Origin of the sequence: Burkholderia sp. PAMC 26561 (assembly GCF_001557535.2) — a bacterium.
Taxonomy (GTDB): domain Bacteria; phylum Pseudomonadota; class Gammaproteobacteria; order Burkholderiales; family Burkholderiaceae; genus Caballeronia.
The window spans coordinates 54,948-74,935 of record NZ_CP014309.1 but is presented as its reverse complement, the minus strand read 5'-3'; the positions used below and the strand labels follow the sequence as shown (position 1 = coordinate 74,935).

The 19,988-nt window shown below is 57.6% G+C and carries 21 protein-coding genes and 1 pseudogene; 16 read left to right on the top strand and 6 right to left on the bottom strand.

Annotated features, from left to right (window positions below):
* The first annotated feature begins 44 nt into the window (after nucleotides 1–44).
* The 3 genes from AXG89_RS27065 (at nucleotide 45) to AXG89_RS43420 (ending at nucleotide 3,500) form a co-directional block, all read left to right on the top strand.
* Nucleotides 45–1,796: a DUF4236 domain-containing protein gene (locus AXG89_RS27065; protein WP_062173975.1), complete on the top strand. Its 1,752-nt coding sequence runs from the start codon at nucleotides 45–47 to the stop codon at nucleotides 1,794–1,796.
* Nucleotides 1,797–2,247: 451 nt separating this feature from the next.
* Entirely contained in the window at nucleotides 2,248–2,991 is a 744-nt protein-coding gene (locus AXG89_RS43425; RefSeq protein ID WP_236873522.1) for a hypothetical protein, read from the top strand.
* A gap of 83 nt (nucleotides 2,992–3,074) precedes the next feature.
* Entirely contained in the window at nucleotides 3,075–3,500 is a 426-nt protein-coding gene (locus tag AXG89_RS43420) for a hypothetical protein (RefSeq protein ID WP_236873523.1), read from the top strand.
* 1,081 nt (nucleotides 3,501–4,581) lie between these two features.
* Here AXG89_RS43420 and AXG89_RS43415 read toward each other — a convergent pair.
* Complete coding sequence (locus AXG89_RS43415; protein ID WP_062173980.1) at nucleotides 4,582–4,893, bottom strand: hypothetical protein; 312 nt, start codon at nucleotides 4,891–4,893, stop codon at nucleotides 4,582–4,584.
* A gap of 89 nt (nucleotides 4,894–4,982) precedes the next feature.
* Here AXG89_RS43415 and AXG89_RS27035 point away from each other — a divergent pair, with 89 nt between their 5' ends.
* From AXG89_RS27035 to AXG89_RS27025, 4 genes and pseudogenes are all read left to right on the top strand, one after another.
* Complete coding sequence (locus AXG89_RS27035) at nucleotides 4,983–5,426, top strand: LexA family protein (RefSeq protein WP_056361248.1); 444 nt, start codon at nucleotides 4,983–4,985, stop codon at nucleotides 5,424–5,426.
* Nucleotides 5,369–5,659, top strand: a complete 291-nt coding sequence (locus tag AXG89_RS44420; RefSeq protein WP_335671990.1) for a Y-family DNA polymerase — start codon at nucleotides 5,369–5,371, stop codon at nucleotides 5,657–5,659. Before AXG89_RS27035 ends, AXG89_RS44420 begins: the two co-directional genes overlap by 58 nt.
* Nucleotides 5,660–5,673: 14 nt before the next feature.
* Complete coding sequence (locus AXG89_RS27030; protein WP_335671979.1) at nucleotides 5,674–6,690, top strand: Y-family DNA polymerase; 1,017 nt, start codon at nucleotides 5,674–5,676, stop codon at nucleotides 6,688–6,690.
* A 90-nt stretch (nucleotides 6,691–6,780) separates the two neighbouring features.
* Nucleotides 6,781–7,739 (top strand): annotated as a pseudogene (locus AXG89_RS27025) (SOS response-associated peptidase family protein).
* Nucleotides 7,740–7,863: 124 nt separating this feature from the next.
* Here AXG89_RS27025 and AXG89_RS27020 read toward each other — a convergent pair.
* The gene (locus AXG89_RS27020) at nucleotides 7,864–8,265 is read right to left on the bottom strand and encodes a hypothetical protein (protein WP_069638450.1); all 402 of its coding nucleotides are present in this window, start codon (nucleotides 8,263–8,265) and stop codon (nucleotides 7,864–7,866) included.
* Nucleotides 8,266–8,457: 192 nt separating this feature from the next.
* On the opposite strand from AXG89_RS27020, the gene AXG89_RS27015 reads away from it, so the two are divergent.
* Nucleotides 8,458–8,757, top strand: a complete 300-nt coding sequence (locus tag AXG89_RS27015; RefSeq protein WP_062173984.1) for an H-NS histone family protein — start codon at nucleotides 8,458–8,460, stop codon at nucleotides 8,755–8,757.
* 139 nt (nucleotides 8,758–8,896) lie between these two features.
* On the opposite strand, the gene AXG89_RS27010 is transcribed toward AXG89_RS27015, so the two are convergent.
* The 3 genes from AXG89_RS27010 to AXG89_RS27000 all read right to left on the bottom strand — a co-directional run bounded on the left by AXG89_RS27010 (nucleotide 8,897) and on the right by AXG89_RS27000 (nucleotide 11,086).
* Nucleotides 8,897–9,226, bottom strand: coding sequence for a hypothetical protein (locus AXG89_RS27010; protein ID WP_062173986.1), 330 nt, complete (start codon nucleotides 9,224–9,226; stop codon nucleotides 8,897–8,899).
* A 20-nt stretch (nucleotides 9,227–9,246) separates the two neighbouring features.
* Nucleotides 9,247–9,942 (bottom strand): translesion DNA synthesis-associated protein ImuA, encoded by a 696-nt coding sequence (imuA, locus tag AXG89_RS27005; protein WP_062173988.1) that lies wholly within the window; start codon nucleotides 9,940–9,942, stop codon nucleotides 9,247–9,249.
* A 154-nt stretch (nucleotides 9,943–10,096) separates the two neighbouring features.
* Nucleotides 10,097–11,086: an IS1595 family transposase gene (locus AXG89_RS27000; protein WP_062173989.1), complete on the bottom strand. Its 990-nt coding sequence runs from the start codon at nucleotides 11,084–11,086 to the stop codon at nucleotides 10,097–10,099.
* Between the two features lie 502 nt (nucleotides 11,087–11,588).
* On the opposite strand from AXG89_RS27000, the gene AXG89_RS26990 reads away from it, so the two are divergent.
* From AXG89_RS26990 to AXG89_RS26980, 3 genes are read left to right on the top strand one after another with little or no spacing between them, the layout of a single operon-like run.
* On the top strand, nucleotides 11,589–11,774 hold the full coding sequence (locus AXG89_RS26990; RefSeq protein WP_062173992.1) for a hypothetical protein: 186 nt from the start codon (nucleotides 11,589–11,591) through the stop codon (nucleotides 11,772–11,774).
* A 30-nt stretch (nucleotides 11,775–11,804) separates the two neighbouring features.
* Complete coding sequence (locus AXG89_RS26985) at nucleotides 11,805–12,407, top strand: LPD29 domain-containing protein (protein ID WP_069638451.1); 603 nt, start codon at nucleotides 11,805–11,807, stop codon at nucleotides 12,405–12,407.
* An 11-nt stretch (nucleotides 12,408–12,418) separates the two neighbouring features.
* Entirely contained in the window at nucleotides 12,419–12,631 is a 213-nt protein-coding gene (locus AXG89_RS26980) for a hypothetical protein (RefSeq protein ID WP_162916148.1), read from the top strand.
* 646 nt (nucleotides 12,632–13,277) lie between these two features.
* Here AXG89_RS26980 and AXG89_RS26970 read toward each other — a convergent pair.
* Nucleotides 13,278–13,604 carry an antirestriction protein gene (locus AXG89_RS26970; RefSeq protein WP_236873524.1) on the bottom strand — a complete coding sequence of 109 codons (327 nt, stop codon included), beginning with the start codon at nucleotides 13,602–13,604 and terminating at the stop codon, nucleotides 13,278–13,280.
* 292 nt (nucleotides 13,605–13,896) lie between these two features.
* Here AXG89_RS26970 and AXG89_RS26965 point away from each other — a divergent pair, with 292 nt between their 5' ends.
* The 5 genes from AXG89_RS26965 (at nucleotide 13,897) to AXG89_RS26945 (ending at nucleotide 19,885) form a co-directional block, all read left to right on the top strand.
* Nucleotides 13,897–14,493 carry a ParB/Srx family N-terminal domain-containing protein gene (locus tag AXG89_RS26965; RefSeq protein ID WP_062174001.1) on the top strand — a complete coding sequence of 199 codons (597 nt, stop codon included), beginning with the start codon at nucleotides 13,897–13,899 and terminating at the stop codon, nucleotides 14,491–14,493.
* 69 nt (nucleotides 14,494–14,562) lie between these two features.
* Complete coding sequence (locus AXG89_RS26960; protein ID WP_062174003.1) at nucleotides 14,563–15,720, top strand: tyrosine-type recombinase/integrase; 1,158 nt, start codon at nucleotides 14,563–14,565, stop codon at nucleotides 15,718–15,720.
* Nucleotides 15,710–17,524 carry a hypothetical protein gene (locus AXG89_RS26955; RefSeq protein WP_062174005.1) on the top strand — a complete coding sequence of 605 codons (1,815 nt, stop codon included), beginning with the start codon at nucleotides 15,710–15,712 and terminating at the stop codon, nucleotides 17,522–17,524. The genes AXG89_RS26960 and AXG89_RS26955 overlap by 11 nt, the downstream gene beginning before the upstream one ends.
* A 2-nt stretch (nucleotides 17,525–17,526) precedes the next feature.
* Nucleotides 17,527–19,401, top strand: coding sequence for a hypothetical protein (locus AXG89_RS26950; RefSeq protein ID WP_236873525.1), 1,875 nt, complete (start codon nucleotides 17,527–17,529; stop codon nucleotides 19,399–19,401).
* Nucleotides 19,391–19,885 carry a hypothetical protein gene (locus AXG89_RS26945; RefSeq protein ID WP_069638467.1) on the top strand — a complete coding sequence of 165 codons (495 nt, stop codon included), beginning with the start codon at nucleotides 19,391–19,393 and terminating at the stop codon, nucleotides 19,883–19,885. Before AXG89_RS26950 ends, AXG89_RS26945 begins: the two co-directional genes overlap by 11 nt.
* The last annotated feature ends 103 nt before the right edge of the window (nucleotides 19,886–19,988 follow it).

Below are 19,988 nucleotides of genomic sequence, written 5' to 3'. Positions count from 1 at the left end.
GACAGGCGGCATTAGTTCGCTGGACAAGGTGTTCGGGGGATGACATGGGTTGGGGCTTCAGGAAAAGTATAAAAATTGCGCCCGGTATTCGCATCAATCTCAGCAAGAGCGGAACTAGCACGTCTCTTGGTGGAAAGGGCTTCACATACAACACACGTGGACGCATCACCACAAGTATTCCGGGTACCGGAATCAGATATACGACAAGTTTGAAGGGCGAGAAAAAGAACCGTCGGGAGATTCACTACGCACCTGCGAACACAGGTACTGGATATATGAATACTGAGAATCTATCAAAAAGGGAACAGGCCACGCAGGATTTCGTTCACAAGGTGCAGTCACGCACAACGAGTGCGTTACTACAGTATTTTCTCTCGCATGGCGTTTATGTTCACGATGCTGACATCGGCGATGCGGTAACGCTCGAGGAGCACCGGCCGTTCCTCAACACACTCGCTCAAGACTGGGCGCTGACAACGAAAGCCATCAAGCTGGCCATAGATATTGGTACGGTTTCGCTTGCCGAGAAAGAGAAAGCGATGCTGGCTCTCTACGAGTTGGAGCACAAATGTGCGGCGGCTCGTGGACTTCGCGGCGAACTGCAGGCAGCCGCGAGCGCACTTCTGGTCAGAGTGCAGGCGTGGCCAAGAGTCCCTAGATTTGTTGGTCCTTTGTTTGCGGCGCTGTTGGGATGTTTCCTAATGGCTGTCCTTAGCGTGCCTATGGGGCTCGCTTTGACAGGATTTGCGCTTGCCTACGGTGGATACAAGACATTCAGTTTCACGCGTAAGAAGGCGGTGGCCTCCGCCGCTATTAAGGAGGCGAGCGAGTGGTTTGAGTCCCAACTTACAGTGGAGGTGACGCCGCGGCCAGCGGTCCATTCGGGCAATGACCACGTTCCGCTCAAGGCGGCGGCGTCCGCCGCAGTTACCGTGGTGGCGGTTGTCTTGACCCTCATCATGTATTCGCACCATAGCGCTCTTCATGGCGAGGGTGAGCAGGTGACGCTCCAGTCCGACGCGATAACGCAGGCCACCTCCGGTACTAATGGCGCGGTGCCCGCTGCTAGCACGGTCGCGGCACCTATTGCAGCTCATTCGGTCCAGGACTTCAGCTGGCTTGTTGGTAAGTATCCTTCTGACGTCGTGAACGACAAACGATTCCGCTCTGCATTCAACGGCATTTCGCGATCTGACTGGAAAAAAATCTCTGAACGGCTCGCCGTGACCAACTCAGCGGGCATCCAGTCGCAAGGCGGCTATCTGGTCGCGCAGGGTTGCAAGGAACATGAGTGCAGCACTGAGCAGGCCGCTTTTGCCATCAATGAAGCGACCGGCAAAGGGGTTATGGTCTTGAAGCAAACGCTAAATTCCGCGGATAACGCCTTCAAAAAGGTGTACCCATGGCCTGACCTGCTTGTGCGTGCGACACCGCTGTCGGGTTGGGCACAGGAAAACGGCGCAGTGCCCGCTGTAGGCGATTCGGTGGCGACGGACACAGCTCCGGCGGCCTCTTTCCAGCAAACCAGTTTTGATTGCACGAAGGCTCGTTCTGTCGCCGAGCACATCATTTGCAGCGACGCCGAGCTGGCATCGGACGATGTTCAGTTGGCAGCAATCTATGCCAAGGCAAAAGCCGTTGCGGATGACCCAGCTGCATTCAGAGAGCGGACTCGGGCCCAGTGGAATTACCGTGAGCACCAATGCCATGAGCGCGAATGCCTAATCCGGTGGTACGCCGACCAGAGTGTTGCGCTTGCAGCGATTGCCGAGACCGGTAAGGTTAATGAGCAATAGGGAGCTCCGCAAAAGCAAGGGCAAATCAACACATTCAAACGAGTCGGCATCGGTTGTGACAGAAAACATGGGTGGCGAGGGGATGCTTCTGGAACATGACAGGAGAAGCGCGAGGCGGTCCGTACGCGGACAGGTCGTGTTACGACAACGCGATATACCTGCGGATAATGAAAAATCCACATCTATGAAGCGCCAGATGGTGTGCAGATTGCATGGGACACTGGAAGAGCCGATGTGCGGCGGCTTCCCAACGTCGACGAACTTGACCAGGTGCTGATGGATGATATGTTCAGCAAGACCGAAAAGCTGGGCACTGCTCGCATGCATTTTGCAGCGAACCAAACTCGCACTGTTCAACTTGACGCTGTTTTGAAATCCAGACAGCTGGCTGCGCTCCTGGCATTCAGCAAATAGATAAACCAACGATTGCCCGTTAGAAAACTGGAATCACATGGCTCTATTCGAAATCTCCGGCGCTGGTCTTCAGCCAATCCCGCTGGGCACCTTCGGAAATCTCGGCTTGCGTGAAAGGACCGATATTCAGCGTGCGGTCCGCACACATATCGAAGCCATCACGCCCGGTGTGCGAACGAAGGTACTTGCAGAAGAATTCGGCGATTGGGCTGGAGCAAATCGCAGAATCGACTTGCTATGCGTGGATGAGAACGCGAACTTGGTAGTTGTCGAGTTGAAGCGCGACGAGGGTGCCCATATGGACCTGCAGGCGTTGCGATATGCGGCGATGATTTCCACAATGCGATTCGAACAAGCAGTGGCCGCCCACCGCAAGTATCTAACGAACAATGGGTCGGGTGAAGACCCGGAGCAAGCGATTCGCGAATTCTTGGAGGTCGATGAGGGGCCTATCGTATTCACAGACACCGTGCGTATCGTACTTGCGTCGGCGAACTTTTCGTCGGAACTTACAACAGCGGTCCTTTGGCTAAACAAGCAAGGGAAGATGGACATCCGATGCGTACAAATGCGTCCTCACGCCGTTGATTCGCGGGTTTTGCTGGACGTCCAGCAGGTTATCCCACTGCCGGAAGCTGCTCAATACACGGTGGCTTTGCGCGAGAAATCGATAGAGCAGGACAACGCCCGTAATACTACTCGCGACACCACACGATACGATGTAACGATTGGCGAGCTATTCTTTCCGAATCTACCGAAACGCAGACTGATGCTTGCATAGTGCGAGAAGCCATCAATCAAAATGTGTCGCCTGACCGGATTCGCGAGGAAATCTCTTAGCGGAAGCGGGACCTCTTTATATCTGTGTCTGGCCACGGGGACGAAGCAGCATTTCAGGCTGCCTTCCCGGGCAAGAAGCTTCGTTATTTTTTCGCACCCGACGAGGTATTTTTCTTTGGCGGGGCTACCTATGCGTTGTCACGTGCTTGGGCTGGGCGAACGCTCGAAGCCGCCGAGTTACTTCGAGGACTATTACGAAATTCCAACGAAGTGTCCTGGGAGCCGGCCTCATCAACCAATGAGGAGGAGACCTACGATGGCTATGTCCTCAAGCGGATGGCGAATGGCCCCATCGAGTTGGAGCAAGATGGGCACCCGGTAACGCCCGTTATGCCAGTGCTTCGAATACTTGCACAGAAGTTGAGAATCTCGACGCTGTATGAGGGCGGGACTGAGGCAAACACGCAACAACTGGGCAAACGTGTGATTGCGGCCATTCAGTCTCTGTGACCCGCCGGTGCAGAGCTCAGCATATACCGCTCACCGGCGTCGCGCCCACGGCTAAACGTGGACATGTTCACGTACCCGTACCCGTGGCCAACTTCTAGACGGGCGTTCGGCTGGAGTCGTTGTTCAAGGCCTCGAGCTGTGCGATGCGCTTCGGACTGCCGGCGCCCCCAAGCGTCGCATTCGAAATTGTGTTCGGTTTGACTGCGGCTCGGGAAACGCGACGCTATGAGTCGCTTGGATTTAGGATTGTCGAACTCGAGCCAATGCCCGTTACGAGACAATTTTTTCAGAACTCTTCGCCGACTAATCGGCTAAAGACAATGTGCTGCTGAAGCGGTCGCCGCTTTGCTGGCAACTATCACTTTGGGTCTAGGGAGGGCCACGCCTTTGCTTGAGCGAGTCGACCCTCCACCGACCCCTCCGGCGCTAGGTAGTCGTCGCAAACTGCAATGGCTCGCAGCACGTCTTGCGTCTCACCATCTACCCGAGCTAACAGTTCGTCGCGCCAAGTCACTACATCTGCGCGTCCTCGGTGTTTCATTTCCCACACCATGTAATCGAGTAGATGGACCAATTCTTGTCTAGGGATATCGATCAGTTCTGCGTTCATCATCTTCCGCTCCGTTTGCGGAGAATATATCCCACGACCGGCCCCACTGCTGGTCGAGACCGTTTTGACGCTTCACGCATCGAGCGGTGAATAGACTTTGTTGGTTGTGACCATACTGCTAAGAGCGCTGCGCAATAGCGTCCGCGCAGATGGCCAAGACACCTGAACCATGGTGCTTGATAGATTCAACGCCATATCTCCCGTGAACAATGCTTGAACGTGCGCCTGCCGGATCACGACCTTGGCTTTAAACAGGTCGCGTCTCGCGAGTCGTAACGCGAGCTGCCCCAGGTTGACTCGCTCAAGCCACGGCATCTTTACAGCGTTTCGTCTGAGCCAGAGCCGGCAACTCTCGACCACGTGGTCGACCCGCCATTCACTGGTCAAGCTATGCGACGCTGCAGCGGTCACGACCAGGAAGCACAGCAATTCTGCGCGCCGTTCATTCTCTACAAACATGCAACTCCTCGTCTAGCGTTTCTGTTGGACTTGCATCGTTTGGGTCATGCGCTGACTGCACCTGATCGCGGTTCCGATGCAGCTTCCGTCACACCCGTCGCAATAGTGACGAGCGCGAACGTCTTCGGACGCCTTCCGTGCGTTGTGATGGTCTGCTGGCGGCGTACCGACCGTGCGCCCGTTTTCCCGCGCGTAAAACGTTGGCTCGCCGCTCTTCCCGCGAGACACCGCTTCGTCCACCGAGTCGCCGAAGGCCGCTCGCAGTTCCGCGACGAAGGCCGCCATCTCCGGCATCGGATGCTTTCGTCGAACAAGCATATCCATAACAGCCTCCGCAATCGACTAAAAAGGGGCAATTCAGCGTTTCAAAACCGGTTATCGAATACTGTACATCCATACAGTGCTGTCTGTCCATGAGCCGCCCGATTCCCATCACCGCCGACGCCGCAGGCTCATTTCTCATCGAAGTGCTGGCGAAGGTGCCCGCAGGCTTTCCCAGTCCGGCGCAGGACCATACGCAAAAGCGCATCGATCTCAATGACGTGCTCGTGCTCAACCCGATCGCTACATTCCTGTTCCAGGTCGAAGGGGACTCGATGATTGATGCCCGGATTTTTGATGGCGACCGGTTGATCGTAGACCGTTCAATCGAGCCGGTGCATGGTCGAGTGGTCCTTGCCTGCGTCGATGATGAGTTCACGGTCAAGCGCTTGTACAAACGCTCGGGGGTCGTTCGTCTGCATGCCGCGAACCCGCTCTATCCCCCGATCACGTTCGTCGAAGGGCAGGAGATGAGCGTATGGGGTGTGGTCACGTGGAATTTGCGTCAGCTGCTGCATCCGCAGAAACGTCGATGACCACCTTTGCGCTCATCGACGGTAACAACTTCTACGTCTCGTGCGAACGGTGTTTCAGGCCGTCGCTCATCGGAAAACCTGTCGTCGTACTCAGCAACAATGATGGGTGTGCAGTCGCGAGATCGCAAGAAGCGAAAAATTTGAAAGTGGGAATGGGGCAGCCGTATTTCCAGATTCGCGACCTCGAGCGCACCAACGGACTTATCGCACTCAGCTCAAATTACGCGCTGTAGATCTCAGCGACCGCATGATGTCAGTGATCGGCCAGTATTCGCCGGTCCAGGAGATCTACTCGATCGATGAATGTTTTCTCGACCTAGGCGGGTTTCGCTGTGACCTGACAACCTATGGCCTTCAGATCCGCGCGCAGGTGCTGCAATGGATTGGCATTCCCACGTGCATCGGCATCGGTCCCACGAAGACGCTCGCGAAAATGGCGAACCACATCGCGAAGAAGAATGTGGGACGCGTCTGGCATGGTGTATGTGACATCGGAATACTGACGGCAGAAGAGCGCGACAGTATCTTTGCGAGCGTGGACGTTGGCGAGGTCTGGGGCGTCGGCCGCAAGATTGGCGCGCGTCTGCATGAGATGGGTGTCGAAACGGTGCTGCAATTCAAACGCGTGAGCCCCTCGTTCATTCGCAAGCAATTTTCCGTAGTGCTCGAGCGGACTCTGCTCGAGCTCAATAGCATCGCGTGCTACGGCTTTGAAGATGCGGGGCAGCCGCAGAAGCAAGTGCTTTGCTCGCGCAGCTTCGGTCATGTCGTCTATACACTCGATGAGCTGACGCAGGCCGTCACGCAATTTGTCGCGACAGCAGCCGAGCGATTGCGTCGTCAAGCGTTGCACGCCAATCAGGTTCAGGTTTTTATTCGCACGAGTCCGTTTAAGCGCGACGACCCGCAGTACAGTCGCGCCATCAATGTTCCGCTCGTTTCAGCGACGTCGGACACCTTGACGCTGGTCGACTCGGCGTTGTTCGGGCTGCGTCAGATCTATCGGGAGGGTTTCCGGTATGCGAAGGCCGGGGTGCTGCTTCACGAGTTGCAATCAACGTCGATTGAGCAAGGCGAGCTCTTCGGTCGCGATGCCAGTCGGCAAGCGAAGATGATGGTTGCACTTGATGCGATCAACGACAAGTACGGACGTGGGACATTGAAGGTCGGCGCGGTTGAGCAGCGTAGAACATGGCACATGAATCAGGACAGGCGCAGTCCCGCCTACACGTCTGACTGGGCAGCGCTTCCCATTGTGCGATAGGACTGGTTAGTGAAAGGGTGATCACCTCTTCGACCAGCGCCGGCCACGCGGGTATCATGGTTCACGAACAAGAGATGGAGAGCATTCGTCATGTGTTACTCGGCTCAGATCACCGCGGACTATCGCAAATACGTGCACGTGTATGGCGCGGACATCGACATCGATGAATTTTTTCGACTGTTTTGGGACCGCCGAAGTGGCAGCAAATCGAAAATTCCCAAGGGAATGGAAGCGCCGTTCCTGCTGCCGCAAACGGATGCTGAGGCGCGCATCAAAGAAGCGATCGTCGAGTTTTCGGCTGGCCAAACGGCGAAGCTTGAAGAGGACCTGTTCAAACAGCGCACGCGGCTGGCCGATGCCGAGCGTACGCTGCTGACAAAGACCACCAAAGCGGCGACCGAAAGCCAGCGGATTGCGACCGACAAGATCGCTTGGATCCGCGGCAAGCTGGAGGACTTCAACCGGACTGAGCTGAAGGACCGTGACTCACGGATCTTTCCCGGGCAATACGCGCCGGTGATGGTTGTCGAAAATGGTCAGCTTGTGGTGAAGCCAATGCGGTATCAATGTCGTCCCGCCGGCAAGCCGGCGTTCTACGACACCAAGTATCCCGGAACGTACAACGCGAGGAGAGACAACCTCGAAGGCTTCTGGAAGGGCCTCTTCGGATACACACACGGCCTGATGCTGGTGAGCGCGTTTTATGAAAACGTACCCCGTCACCGCGTCGAGTCTCGTGAGTTGGCTGAAGGCGAGAAAGAGGAAAACCTCGTGCTCGAGTTCAAGCCCAATCCGCCGCAGGACATGTTGATCGCTTGCCTCTGGTCGAAGTGGACAGGCAAAGGTGAGCCAAACCTGTTGTCGTTTGCGGCCGTCACCGACGATCCCCCAGCGGAAACGCGCTCGCCGGTCACGACCGCTGTATCGTCCCGATCAAGCCCGAGAACATAAACGCCTGGCTCAATCCAGACCCGACCAACCTGGCGGCTCAATACGCCATTCTCGACGATCGTCATCAGCCGTATTACCAGTATCGGCTTGCCGCTTGAGCCGAGGAGCACCGCGAATACGTTCCGTGAGCGTCGGCGCTTGGACCGCCACTCGAACCCTCCATTCAGAAGGCCGACTAGGTTCACCGAGTGAAGTTAACAGCAGCGTGGCTGCGGGATAAGTTTAAGAACGAGCGCGTCTGATTGCTTCCACTGCCGTCGCGCTGGCGAGGTCCGCGTAGAGTTCGGCCCACTTGCCAAGGAGCGATGAATCGTCGGTGAGGAACAGGGGGTGTTCAGCCCATACACTGACCATGGGTCCCTTCCAACCCAGTTCGAAAATACGAAGGTCTTCGTCGTCGCTCACGCCCGAATCGACCAGGTCGACGAAGGACGCGAGGTTGTACAGATAGACTTCGAGCGGCTCGATGTCAAAGAGCGCCGCAAGTACCGATGTCGCCCGCTTGGACGCGGCTTCTCGGCTGCCGGCCATCAGGAAGACGATGCGTTCGTCGTTACTGTTGGGCTTACCGAATATCACACGGTATAGGGATGTCCTGCACCGATTGCTTAGTTGCGTGCTCATTTTAATTTTTGTCCTGACCTAATGTCGAATCGTCCAAGGGTCGATTGCGCTTCGCCGTCACACGTCCTGGTCAACGTACAATTGGCACAGAGCGGCGCACGTAACTGCTTTGCCATATCTTCGTTTTTGGAACGGCCGGAGCCTTTATCGGTCGAACTCACATCACTAATCATAGAAGAAAACACGACCCAAATGACGGACACTGGATACCGCGCCCTGCTTGCGCAACGTGAAGCACTGGAAAAGCAGATTGAAGAACTGAGAAACGCCGAGCGCAGTGACGCGATCGAATGGATCCGCGAGCAAATGGCCCTATACGAAGTTAAGCCCGAAGACCTCGAGCCACGCAGTAGCCGCGCCCCGCGGAAGCAATCGGCGCCTGTCGCTGCAAAATACCGTGATCCCGCATCAGGCGCGACCTGGAGCGGTCGCGGCAAGCCCCCTCGCTGGATCGCGGACCAGGATCGCGACAAGTTCGCTATCACTGACTGATCCTCGCCACGATACCGAGCCCACGATGTTGTCCACACAATTTGTGGACAGCGTTGTGGACAACATCACTTGAAAGCCCATAAGTCGTTGTAGTTCCAACATTTATCGAACCCGCCTTGATGTGCGTCATGGGCCCCGGTCAGTCGACCAACGCAGGTTCGGGCTCGGGTGGCTCAGATGGCTTCGTTCCCTTGGGCGCCGGCTTGATCTCGGCGAGGACGGTCTGGCGCAGGTGCTGCTTGACCAACACAAGCCGCAATTTTTCGATCGCGATCAATTCACCCAAATTTTCCTGTCTCCATGTGCGATGAATGATCTTGAAGTAGTCGTCGACTTCGTTGATTACACCCCGGCTGAACTGAACCTCCAACACGAGCCGCTCGATATCTTCGTTGCCTCGGTACTTCTTCCAAAGCGAACGCAGTTCCTTTAGGCTCAATGGTGCGAACTCAGGGAGGGCTTTGGCCATCGCATCGATCTCGGTACGAACTATTCGGTGATCGCGGCGTGCTCGACCGCAGCCACGGGCAGTTCGACCGTGCGCCGTTGGACGCGACGATGCTCGCTGATCAAGTTGGGCGATGGAGAAAGTTTGATCATAATCGGCGCCGGTGCAGCGGGACCTTTGCGCTTGATCAGTTCGACGGCGACGCCCTCAGCGACCGCCCGAACGGCAAATCTAAGGGGCGCCGGCGACGAGTCCTGGGCCCGCGCCAGCGGCCGCATGACGACAAACAGCATCTCGGAACTCTGTGCTGCCAGCAGCAGGCGCCTGAGCGACTCGGCGCGGATATGTTGCTGCCAGAGCACGAGGGCACCGCAGCTGCCTGCTCTGAGGATCTGTTCCGCGCCCCACAGCGCATCGGACGATTTAGCAGCCTTCAGCCACATGAGCTTGCCTGGATCAATGCCCATAAAGGCGTAACCGTGCGCATTCGGAATCTGCTGCGGGGCGATCAGTGCAATCGAGCGCTTATCTAATACCGCCGCCATGGCAGGACCCAGCAGACGCATTTCGCCGATCCCCGGCTGCTGTAAAAGCAGCTCGGTCATTGTTCCCAACGGCCAGCCGCCGCCAGGCAGCTCGGCTGATAGTGCGGCGTAACCCGTGTCCACGGTACGCCCATGGGCACGCGCCAATTGCGTCCCTCGCCAAAGACTTATTCCTCCCGACCCGGGATACATAGTCTCGTCAAGTAGGGCATCGATAGAACGCGCCCGCTCGTCTGGAAGACGTACCGGCTGCGCTTGGACGGCGGTGCGATTCATGAAAACGCCCTCTAATACTGTACAAATATAAGGGCTATCCACTTAGAGCCACCATCCCGCAAGCCGAAATTTAAGCGTCGCGAGATGTTCTTTTTGCGATCTGACGGTAGGTGATCGGGTCGGCTTGAACGGCCTGTTCGAGCAAGCGGTAGAAAATAAGGCCGCGAGAACGTGACGCGCGTCGGTTGAAGCGGAACACGAATTCGTCGAGATAGTGTTCCAACTGGGCCGGCTTAACTGCTCCTTGATGTGTACCGAGGAGCCAGCGCTTGAGCAACGAAGCCACCCGATGTACGCCAGGCAGCGGCATGTGAGCTGGAATGGCATCCGCCGGTATCACGTTTCTGACCACCGTCCGTTCATGCTGATATTCCTCCCGCAGGTCCCGGTAGATGGCTGCGCCGTCCGTACGCAGCACGGAGCCGCGTTCCACGACTTCTCTCACGAACGGAACGATGTTGGCGCCCGACTCCGCTTCAATTCGCTGGATACGGATACGGCCGAACCCTTTTGGCACCAAGATTTCCACGGCAATCACCACGATAGCTTTAGTGGTCAGCCCCCTCGTGCCTTTACCGACGGGGGTAACACGGCGATCACGAATTGCAAGATAGCTCTGGTCTACTTCGACGATGCCTTGCAAGCGCTCTCGCCCCGGGCGAACCATCGCCCGCCGAAAGCGATGCAGAATGGTCCAGGCGGTTTGGTAACTACCAAAGCCCAGTACACGCTGCAAACCCAAGGCGCTCATGCCTGATTTCTGGCTCGTAATATGCCACGCAGCTGCCAGCCAAACCTTGAGGGGCGTGCGTGTCTTATCTAAAATCGTACCTGACGTAACCGTGCACGAATGGCGGCAGGCTCTGCAGATCAGGCGTCCGCGGCTACTTCGATATGGTTCACCCTTAATTCTACAATCCGGGCAAGCGAATCCATCTGGCCAGCGCAGTCGCTGAAGATAACGCGCGCAGTCGTCCTCGGTGGCAAACCATTCTTCAAACTGGTTCCACGTCCGAGGGTAGTCGAAGCCCGCAAGAGGGGTAGGTTGAAATTCGCTCACGCCGACATGATCGCTCCGTTGGCGCTAAGTGAATAGCCCTTATATCCATACAGTATCGTACACCGGATCCCGGATGCCAGAACGCGGAATTTGAAAACGCGAAAATTAGGCTGACGCGGGACCGACCCAGTTACAAACCAATCGCTTTCCGCTCACCCACCCTTGAACAGTGGCGCGATGCGCCAAGTGTGCGAGAGCCTGGCGGCTCCCGCACGTGAGGTTGCATGTGTGGGAACCACGTCGCCGCGCTCCATCCTTTGCCTGTCGTTCAAAGCGCGTTTCCTCTGCTCTTCAAAGCCGCCTCTTAATCGACGCATAGCACGAACCGGCTTCAGCACAAGGGTTTGCTGCGCCATGTCCTCACCCGTTCGATGCTCGCCTGCGGCTGCGCTTCGCTGCGGCCTCCGGGCATGCCCTTGTGCCGAATCCGCCCCGTGCAAAACATGCGTCGAGGCGGCTCCGAAGAGCAGATGAAACAGAACGACAAGCAAAGGACGGATTTATGAGCGCAACGACCACCCACACAAGCAACCTCACCAACGAAGCGGGATTTCCTCCCGCGCCCTCCGAGGCCCACCAAAAAGCATATGCCAAAGGCGATGTCCAAGAGGTCCTTTTAAATGGCACGCGCATTCGCATGGTGTTCGACGGCGCACCGTGGTGGAACGTCAGCGTCACACGGATCTAGGTTTTCAACTCAATATTAAGGACAACTACGATGACTAATTATTTTACTTGTGCCGAAACCGCCAAGCTTATTCGCCAATCGCTGAAGGAAGCCTTTCCGGGGGTTAAGTTTTCCGTGCGTAGCAGCACCTACAGCGGTGGCGCATCGATAGATGTGAGCTGGACCGATGGCCCGAACGCGGCGCAAGTCGAATCGATCACGAAGGGATTCAAAGCAGCCTATTTCGATGGCTCGATCGACTACCAAGGCTCAATCCACCACATGACGGACGGCGAGCAAGTCCGGTTCGGCGCCGACTACATCACGTCAAGCCGCCGCTATTCGGACGCTGCGGTGGAGCGCGCCATTGCAAGCGTGAGCCGCCGCTACGCCGGCAACTTCAGAAAGGCCGGAGTCACACGTCTCACCGTTCAACAGTTCCGTTCCGGGGACCTGTACCGCATCCAATTGCCTGGGCTTCATTGGGACGGCGCGAGCAGCGTTCAAACCATGATTCACCAGGCACTGGCAAAACACGCGGACCGCCTCAAGGTGAACCCGAGCAAGACGGCCGCGAGGAAGTTCATCACCCACGGCGACGGCTACAGCCGCAGTATTGGAGCCGGGTATTCTGCGGTTTCTGTCGACGTATGAGCCGCTCGTCCATGCAAAGAATAAGCGATGAAACCGCTCGCATTGTCGTCGGATATAACGCCACCGCCACATACTCTATGCTCGGTTACGCCGGAACCTTCACGGGCAATGGATTTGTGGGTTCAGACCTGCGCCACTATGACGGGATTATGCAAACTGGGGCGTTTGACCTGGGCAACGCGAAACACGCGGAATTCGTTGCATATTACGACTATGCGATTTAACGCGGACAGCGCCGCACCAGACGCGCGCGTTTGGCACGTGCTCTTGATGCTCAAACCGGTTCACTTACCCAAATAAGGCCCAGACCCGCAGCGTGGCATAGCAACGCCCACGCGGAATAGGGGATGCGCGCGTCCTCAGCGATCCACTTACGGACTTGGCGGCAGCCACCCGTCTCTTGAGTGGCTATGCCCAAATACTTCCCGGCTTTGCTTCCTGTGAAACCGGCGCGTTCGATAACCTCACGAACCTCGGGACCGGTCGGTTGCAACCAGCCGTCAGCTGCTGGGCGCAGGCATTCCGGTCTGATTGTAGTTGCTTGATCCATCGTCTCTTCCTCAAAAAAGTTAAGTTGCGCTGCGTGAGACGCCTTTTGGCATCCAGCCCCCGCTAAAGCGGGGGATACACCGTGGCCTTTGGCCACTGGACGACCCCGAACCGTGGTCCGCTACGGCCCAGCTGTCGCGCCCCTTCGCTTCGCTTCGGGTCCGCGGCTCTCCCCGCGCTACTAGCGCGGGTCCCCGTGCCGCTCGCTCCAGGCGCGACGGTGCGCGCGATAGTTTAGCGGTCGGCTCACCCCCAGTCTGCAAGAGCGGGGCGTGTCGAGGCGAGCGAGTTACCCGGCCTCTCGACCGGGTCCTCCGGTGACTAGTCGATGGCCCTCATGATCAAATTAGATTCCGCATGTTGAATCGCGAAATCGCGAAGCCAATGATACTGATTGATGAGTTTATCGATGCCGTATCGATTGGCCAAATCGCATTGGGCAAATAGCGATGCCACAATACCTGCGGCATCGGCGCTCATTTCGCCTGAGAAATAATTTCCCGATACGTCGATTTTAAATCGTTTCTCATCGCACGGAGCCATATAAAAACCACCGTTTGACAAGTCATAGAAGTTCCAAAGCCCTCCACCATAGTCTTCTGACAGCTTCCCTAGCCATCCGTACACCAGAAACTCCCCTTTCAGCATTAGACCTCCTAGATGCCTAGGAAGAAAGTGGTGTCGAAGGTTTTCCGGAATTGGATTCGCGGATATTGCAGATACATCAGAAGGGTTCGACATCTTATTTCCTTAAAACGGGCCTTAGCAATATGCTCGGCCACCTCAATATAATAAGGAATTGGCGATCAATGGTAAAGGTATTAACTCAATAAAACGTGTAACTTCTAGTTTACAATTAAAGACTGTTTAAATAGGCATAAAGGGCCTATTATGTACTCAGTGGTCGAGCACATCGCTAAGACCAAAATCGGAGAAGCAAATGATGGATGATCGTTCAGTTGATGTTGCAGTGGCAGAGAATGCGAACGGGTCGGGTGCAATCGGAGCGGTGCTGGAAACAAGTTTTGCTGAAACGTCGATAGCGTCTGTTCCTTTGTCCCGGTTAAGCGTCTCGCCGCTCAACGTGCGCCGTAGAGCGCTAACAGGCATCGAGGGGCTGGCCGACAGCATTTTAGCCAAAGGCTTATTACAGAACTTGGTGGCCCACCCAGCGAAAGGCTCACGCGGCAAGAACCCGAAGCTGTGCGTTTGCGCCGGTCAGCGTCGCCTCGCCGCGCTCCAGTTATTAGCGGATCAAGGCAAGATCAACCCCGACATGAACATCCCCGTCAAGGTGCTGACTGAAGCCGAAGCCGTGGCGGCTTCGCTGATCGAGAACGAGTCCCGCGAACCGATGTTAGGTTACGCGCCTCAAGTGTCCTGCCTGTTCTCCCTGTCATTCGTTTGTCATTGGGAGTCCTCAATCTGGCGAAGGAGTTTCCTTAACGCGAGCCAGGGCAAGCTTGCCCTGGCTCGCGTCACCCGGCGGTTCGTGTCCCTGATAACAGCAGGTCACGCCGACCGTCCTTGTTGTTGAGCCGCAAGGCTTTGCGGCCCATCCACTGTCTGACGATGTGGATGAGCACGAGAAGTACGGAGGACACCAATGGCACGAATCATCCGAGCGGCTGCGTGCAACCCGGGCATACCGGCCGGTTTTCCGATTCTCCTCTCTGATCGAATGGCCATAATCGAACCGGCGTTCTCCTACTTGTTCGAACTGGCGACAATCCCTGGCCGCTCGCACGCAGCGGAAACGGTTCGCACCTACGCTGAGCATCTGCACGATTGGTTCGACAGCCTCGAGCAGTCCGGACTTGAGTGGCAGGCGATCGGCGAAGCCACCATCGCCGCGTATCGAAACCGGATGTTGGAGAATCCCAGCCCACATACCGGCCGACCCTACGCCCGATCCACCGTGAACGACCGCATCCATACGGTTTGTCGCTTCTACAAGTGGGCTCGCGACCGAGGCCGGATCGAGGAACTGCCTTTTCACTTTGTCGATGTACGAGTGTCTGCCGAGCGACGACATTCTTTTCTTGGCCATTTACATACCGGAGCGTTGGTAGTGTCGGCCAACGCGCTGACTGTGTCCGAGCACGAGCGCTTGCCGCGCCCGCTGCGTGTAGACCAACTGCAACTTCTCTTCGCCCGGCTGGCGATGCCTTACCGCCTGATCGCTGAGTGGGCGCTAGTCACTGGAATGCGTCGGAAGGAACTCTGCGGCCTGTCGGTGTTCCAGATACCCGAGACGGCGCACTTTGACGCCGATTACAGGCCCCTGATTGGCGTCGCATTGACCATCACGAAGGGGGATCGGCCGCGCACTGCATATCCGCCGATCCGGTTAGTTGATTGCACGCATCGCTACATCGACGAAATCCGCACGCCGCAGATCCGCGCCCTGTGCCGGCAGCATTCGGACTACCGACCGCCCGATGCCCTTTTCCTGAATAGCCAAGGCGCAGCGATAACTCGCGAGCGAATGTCGGCCGTCTTCAACGAGGCGTTTCGCGCCGCGGGCCTAAGTGGTTCCGTCCATTGGTTACGGCACACCTTCGCCATGACCATGCTGGTAAGGCTACAACGTCAAGCGCTGCTTAAGCCAGACATTAATCCGCTTAAGACAGTACAAGTTTTGCTCGGCCACAGCTCGATCCAGAGCACTGCCATCTACCTGCGCTGCGTTGAGGTCAACGAGCGCGAGTTGGGCGATAGCATCGACTACCTTTACGGCGAGTTGATCCTCGATGGCAGCTAACCGCGCAAAGATCGACCGGCGCCTGATGACCGCATCCGGTGCCGGGAAGGCGATCGGAAGCGATAGCGTTGTCGTGTTCCACGATGGCTGGGGCGACGTCGTCCGGCGTTACGACCTGATGACGCTCGCCTTGCCAAACGATGTGACCTACGTCTTCGCGGATGCCTTTCGCCATCACCACGTGGCGTCCGCGCCTAATACACAGCGCGCCTGTTGGCAATCGCTGCAGATCTTTGCGCGCTTCGCAGGAGAGGACCGCGGCATTGCGTCGACCGACGACCTGAACACGGCGACTATCGGACGCTACATCTTATGGCTGGATCAACAGACCACCCCTGCTGGTAGTCCTCGCTCGCTGTCAGCACGTGCCAACCTGCTGTCTTATCTGCGCAACCTTGTGAATTGGACGAAACGGCTCCATCCATCGCGCCTGCCGCAGCGCATCGACTTCCCGTTTCGGACCTATCCAAACCGTAATAACCAGCACCCGCTGCGGGGGCGCCTGTCCGAGGACCAGCTCAAGGCGATCTTGCGGGCATGCTACGAGGAAATTGATGCTGCCTGGGAGCGCTTTGAGCTGGGGCAACAGATATTGAACCAGGACATCGTGCCCGCAGGAGTATCGGCGGATCTATACCGCCTGATTCGCGACCTCGCGCAGGTGAGCGACGGGGTCATAGCGGCGCAACTGACTCTCATCGGGCATCGTTTTAACAGGTCTATCATTACGCGTCACGGGGGACTACGCACATTAGCAGGTTACCTGCACCTGACGGGTGAAGCACTGCTGCCGTTCTACGTTGCGCTGGCAATCCAGACGGCGGCGAATCCGCAGGCGCTGATATTGTTTCGGCGGGATTGTCAGCGGCCGCATCCCCTGGAAGAGTTCCGGGTGATCGTCGACTGGGACAAGGGGCGGGCCGGTGACAAGCTGAAGCGTGCGCAGCGCCGCTCGTTCGACCGTCGCAGACGCTACGCCGCACCGAACCTCATCGACAAGCTGTTAACAATGACCGCACCGTTGGTCCCACAGGCATCGCTGCGTGATAGAGAGCATCTGTTCCTGGTCAAGAGCGAGAAGACGCACACCGTCGCGCCAGTCTCATTGAGCACAATCACGCATGCTGTCGCAGGGTTCGTTGCTCGATCCAACGAGCGCATCGCTATCTGGAACCGGGCTGCGCCAGAGCGTCCGCGCACGCTGCTGCCGGATTTCGCTGCGATGCTTCTGCGTGGCAGCGTGGCCACCGAACACTACCAGGCCTCGGGCGGCGACATCGTGCACGTGCAGAAGGTCCTTAACCATGTGTCGGTGACGACAACTGAGGTATATGTCAAGGGGCCGCGCACTGAGCAAATTCGGCGTGACATCGTGGCGCGACTGCAGCGTCTGATGGTCGGGTGGATTGTGGGTGAGGCCGACACGCATGCAATACAGCGCGACATCGTCGCTCCGGAACTCGCCACTCGCGCGACAGCGCCGTTCGGTCATGATTGCCTGAACCCGCGGGCTGGTGAGGCACCCGGTACGCAGGTAGGGCAGACCTGTCCGCACATTGGCGGTTGCCTGCGCTGTCCGGGCTTGGTGATACCGATCGACGCGCCGCATCTAGCTCGTATTCTCCGAGCCAAAGAGGCGTTTGAGCGTTCTCGCGAACAGCTCGATCCGCTGCGCTGGGAACTGCTTTACGCACCCAGCTACCGCATCCTGGTGCGGGATATTCTGCCCGACTTCCCGGACGCGTTGCATGCGCAGGCGGCCGTATTGGCCGAAGTCTTGCCGCGCTTGCCGGCGCTGGAGTGAACATGGTCAAGCCGATGCTCGCGCCCGAGCCGCGGGCTGCCAACGAAGAGATCCGGGTGTCGACTCGATCGCTGCTGGGTGACACCGTCTGGCATCTTGACGGACTGCGTCCGGGCGGGAGCCTCAGTGACTTCTCGCTCGACTGGGGCTTCAGGATGCACGACGGCAGTCCCTTCAGCGATCCGATATGGGCAGACTGGTCGGTTGCAGCCAAGCGTTTCCTATGGAGCCTGAAGGTCGACCCGCCTCCCGGCCGCAAGCGTGTGCATGACGGTACCGTGGTCTCAGCCTTTAAGATCCTGCGCATCCTAATTCGATGGATGGCCGAACGCGGCTGCCGTTGCTTTGCCGATTTGAACCGCGACGCTGCGGTCGAGTTCATCGACGTTGTCGCCCAGCGACCCGGCATCAAGAGAGGCAAGAATCTGTCCGCTGCGACCCTAAATAGCTATCTTGGCATCCTGCATTTGCTCTACCTGCAGGGCAGTCGCATGCCCGAGGTGGCGATCGACGAGCCGATCGCGGCACTGATCAAGCGTTCGAGAGACCGCGACCGTGGTTGGCTGCCGTACACTCCTGACGAAATCGCCGTGCCATTGGTCTCAGCAGCATTGCGCCTGATTGGTACGCCCGCCGACGACGTGATCGTGCTATGGCATAAAGCTCAGGCTCGATACGACGAAGCGCTGGCCGCCGGGTTCAGCCAGAGCAAGGCAGGCTTCGTAGTGATTGACGAGATAGCCGACTTTAGATTCTCGACGCTGCCTGGCGAGGACAAGCCATGGCACCTTGAGTCAATGGTTAGCACCAAGCAGGTCCGCGAGCTCGTGTCGCGCATTGGTGAAGCTTGTTTCATCGTCGTCGCCTATTTGATCGGGGCACGCGTCTCCGAGATACTGGGGCTTGAGGTCGGCTGCATCGAAAGGCATCCATCGGCCGACGGCACGGAACAGTTCGCTTACCTTGTCGGGCGCATCTACAAGACCGCCCGCAGCGCTGATGGCGATCCGCATAGATGGGTGGCACCCGCTCCGGTCGAGCGCGCCATCGCGGTGATGGAGAGGCTCTCGGCCCCGATGCGTCAACGTAGTGAGCGTGCAGAGCTCTGGCTGTCGTTCAGTAGTACCGGTCTAATGGGCCCCGCCGCCGGCATCCATCTGCCGGCAATCCAGACCATCATCATGCGTCTAAACAAGGGTTTTTCCGCGTTCATCGAGTTGCCGGCTTACCGCGGCGAACCCTGGCACCTGAACACTCACCAGGGACGCAAGACCTTCGCGCGCTTCGTCGGGAAGCGCGATCGCACCGGGTTGGATGCGCTACGCTCGCATTTCGGCCACGTGAGCCGGGTGATGACCGATCGCGGTTATGTCGGCACAGACTTCGTCCTTGATGAACTGATCGACCGTCATGCGCGCGAAGAGACACGCCATGCGCTTGAAGAATTGCTCACGGCTGTGTCGCTCGGCGGCAAGGCCGGCCGCATGATCGCTGGCCGTTCCGGATTCCGGGGGCGCACGCGTGACGGCAGCGTACAGGCCTATGTTGAGTTTTTGATGGCGGAAACTGACCTCCATCTAGGGGTGTGCGACTGGGGTTACTGCGTCTACCGAAGCGAAACTGCGTCATGTTTGGGTGGCGAAAAAGGCCCCAACCCGGCCCTGCGAACGCAAAGCGTGTGCGCCTCCTGCGTCAACTTCGCCGTGACGCAGAAACACCGGTCGGTGTGGGAAGAACGGCGTGCGCATAACGTCAGCCTGGTCCAGTCCCATATCCTTGATCGTGAGAGCGTGACGCTGGCACAGACGAGGATCGGAGAATGCGACCGCATCCTGGAGCAACTGAATGATGCAGAGGGAGATGCGCATGCCACGTGACCCGAACCGTCAATCGAGCCGAATCCCAGTTCCGAGCCCTTACGAGAAGCGCCTGCAGCAAACGGACTGCAAACTGCGCGATGCACTGGACCGGCTGGTCAATGGAGCGCCGCGTAACGATGCATCGCTGGAACGATGCCACCATTTCAGTGTCGCGAACCTGGCGCGCGAAGCTGGTGTTGCCCGCAATGCCATTTATACCAACCACAAGGCAATGATTGAGGCATTGCGCCACGCAGCTAAACAGCGAGTCGTGCCAAGCAAGCTGGAGAACTGGCAAGACAAGCTCGGGCAGCAACGGGCGGTGATCGAGGTGCTGAAAATTGAGCAGCGGCGCCTCGCTACTGAGAACGCCGCGCTGCTTGCGCGTGTAATCGAAGCCGAAACTATTGCGGCACGTCATCAGCGGCAGAACGCTCGTTTCCTTAAGGAGCGGGATGAGGCATGTCGACCGGTAACGATAGTGTCACGTCCCAGCAAGTGATTCTCCGCGCTCGGACAAAGTACAGGCGAAAGATGCGTCATCGCGTGCAAAGCGCTGACGCTTCAATGACCTGCGTCAAAGAGGACAGTTCAAGAAATGACCT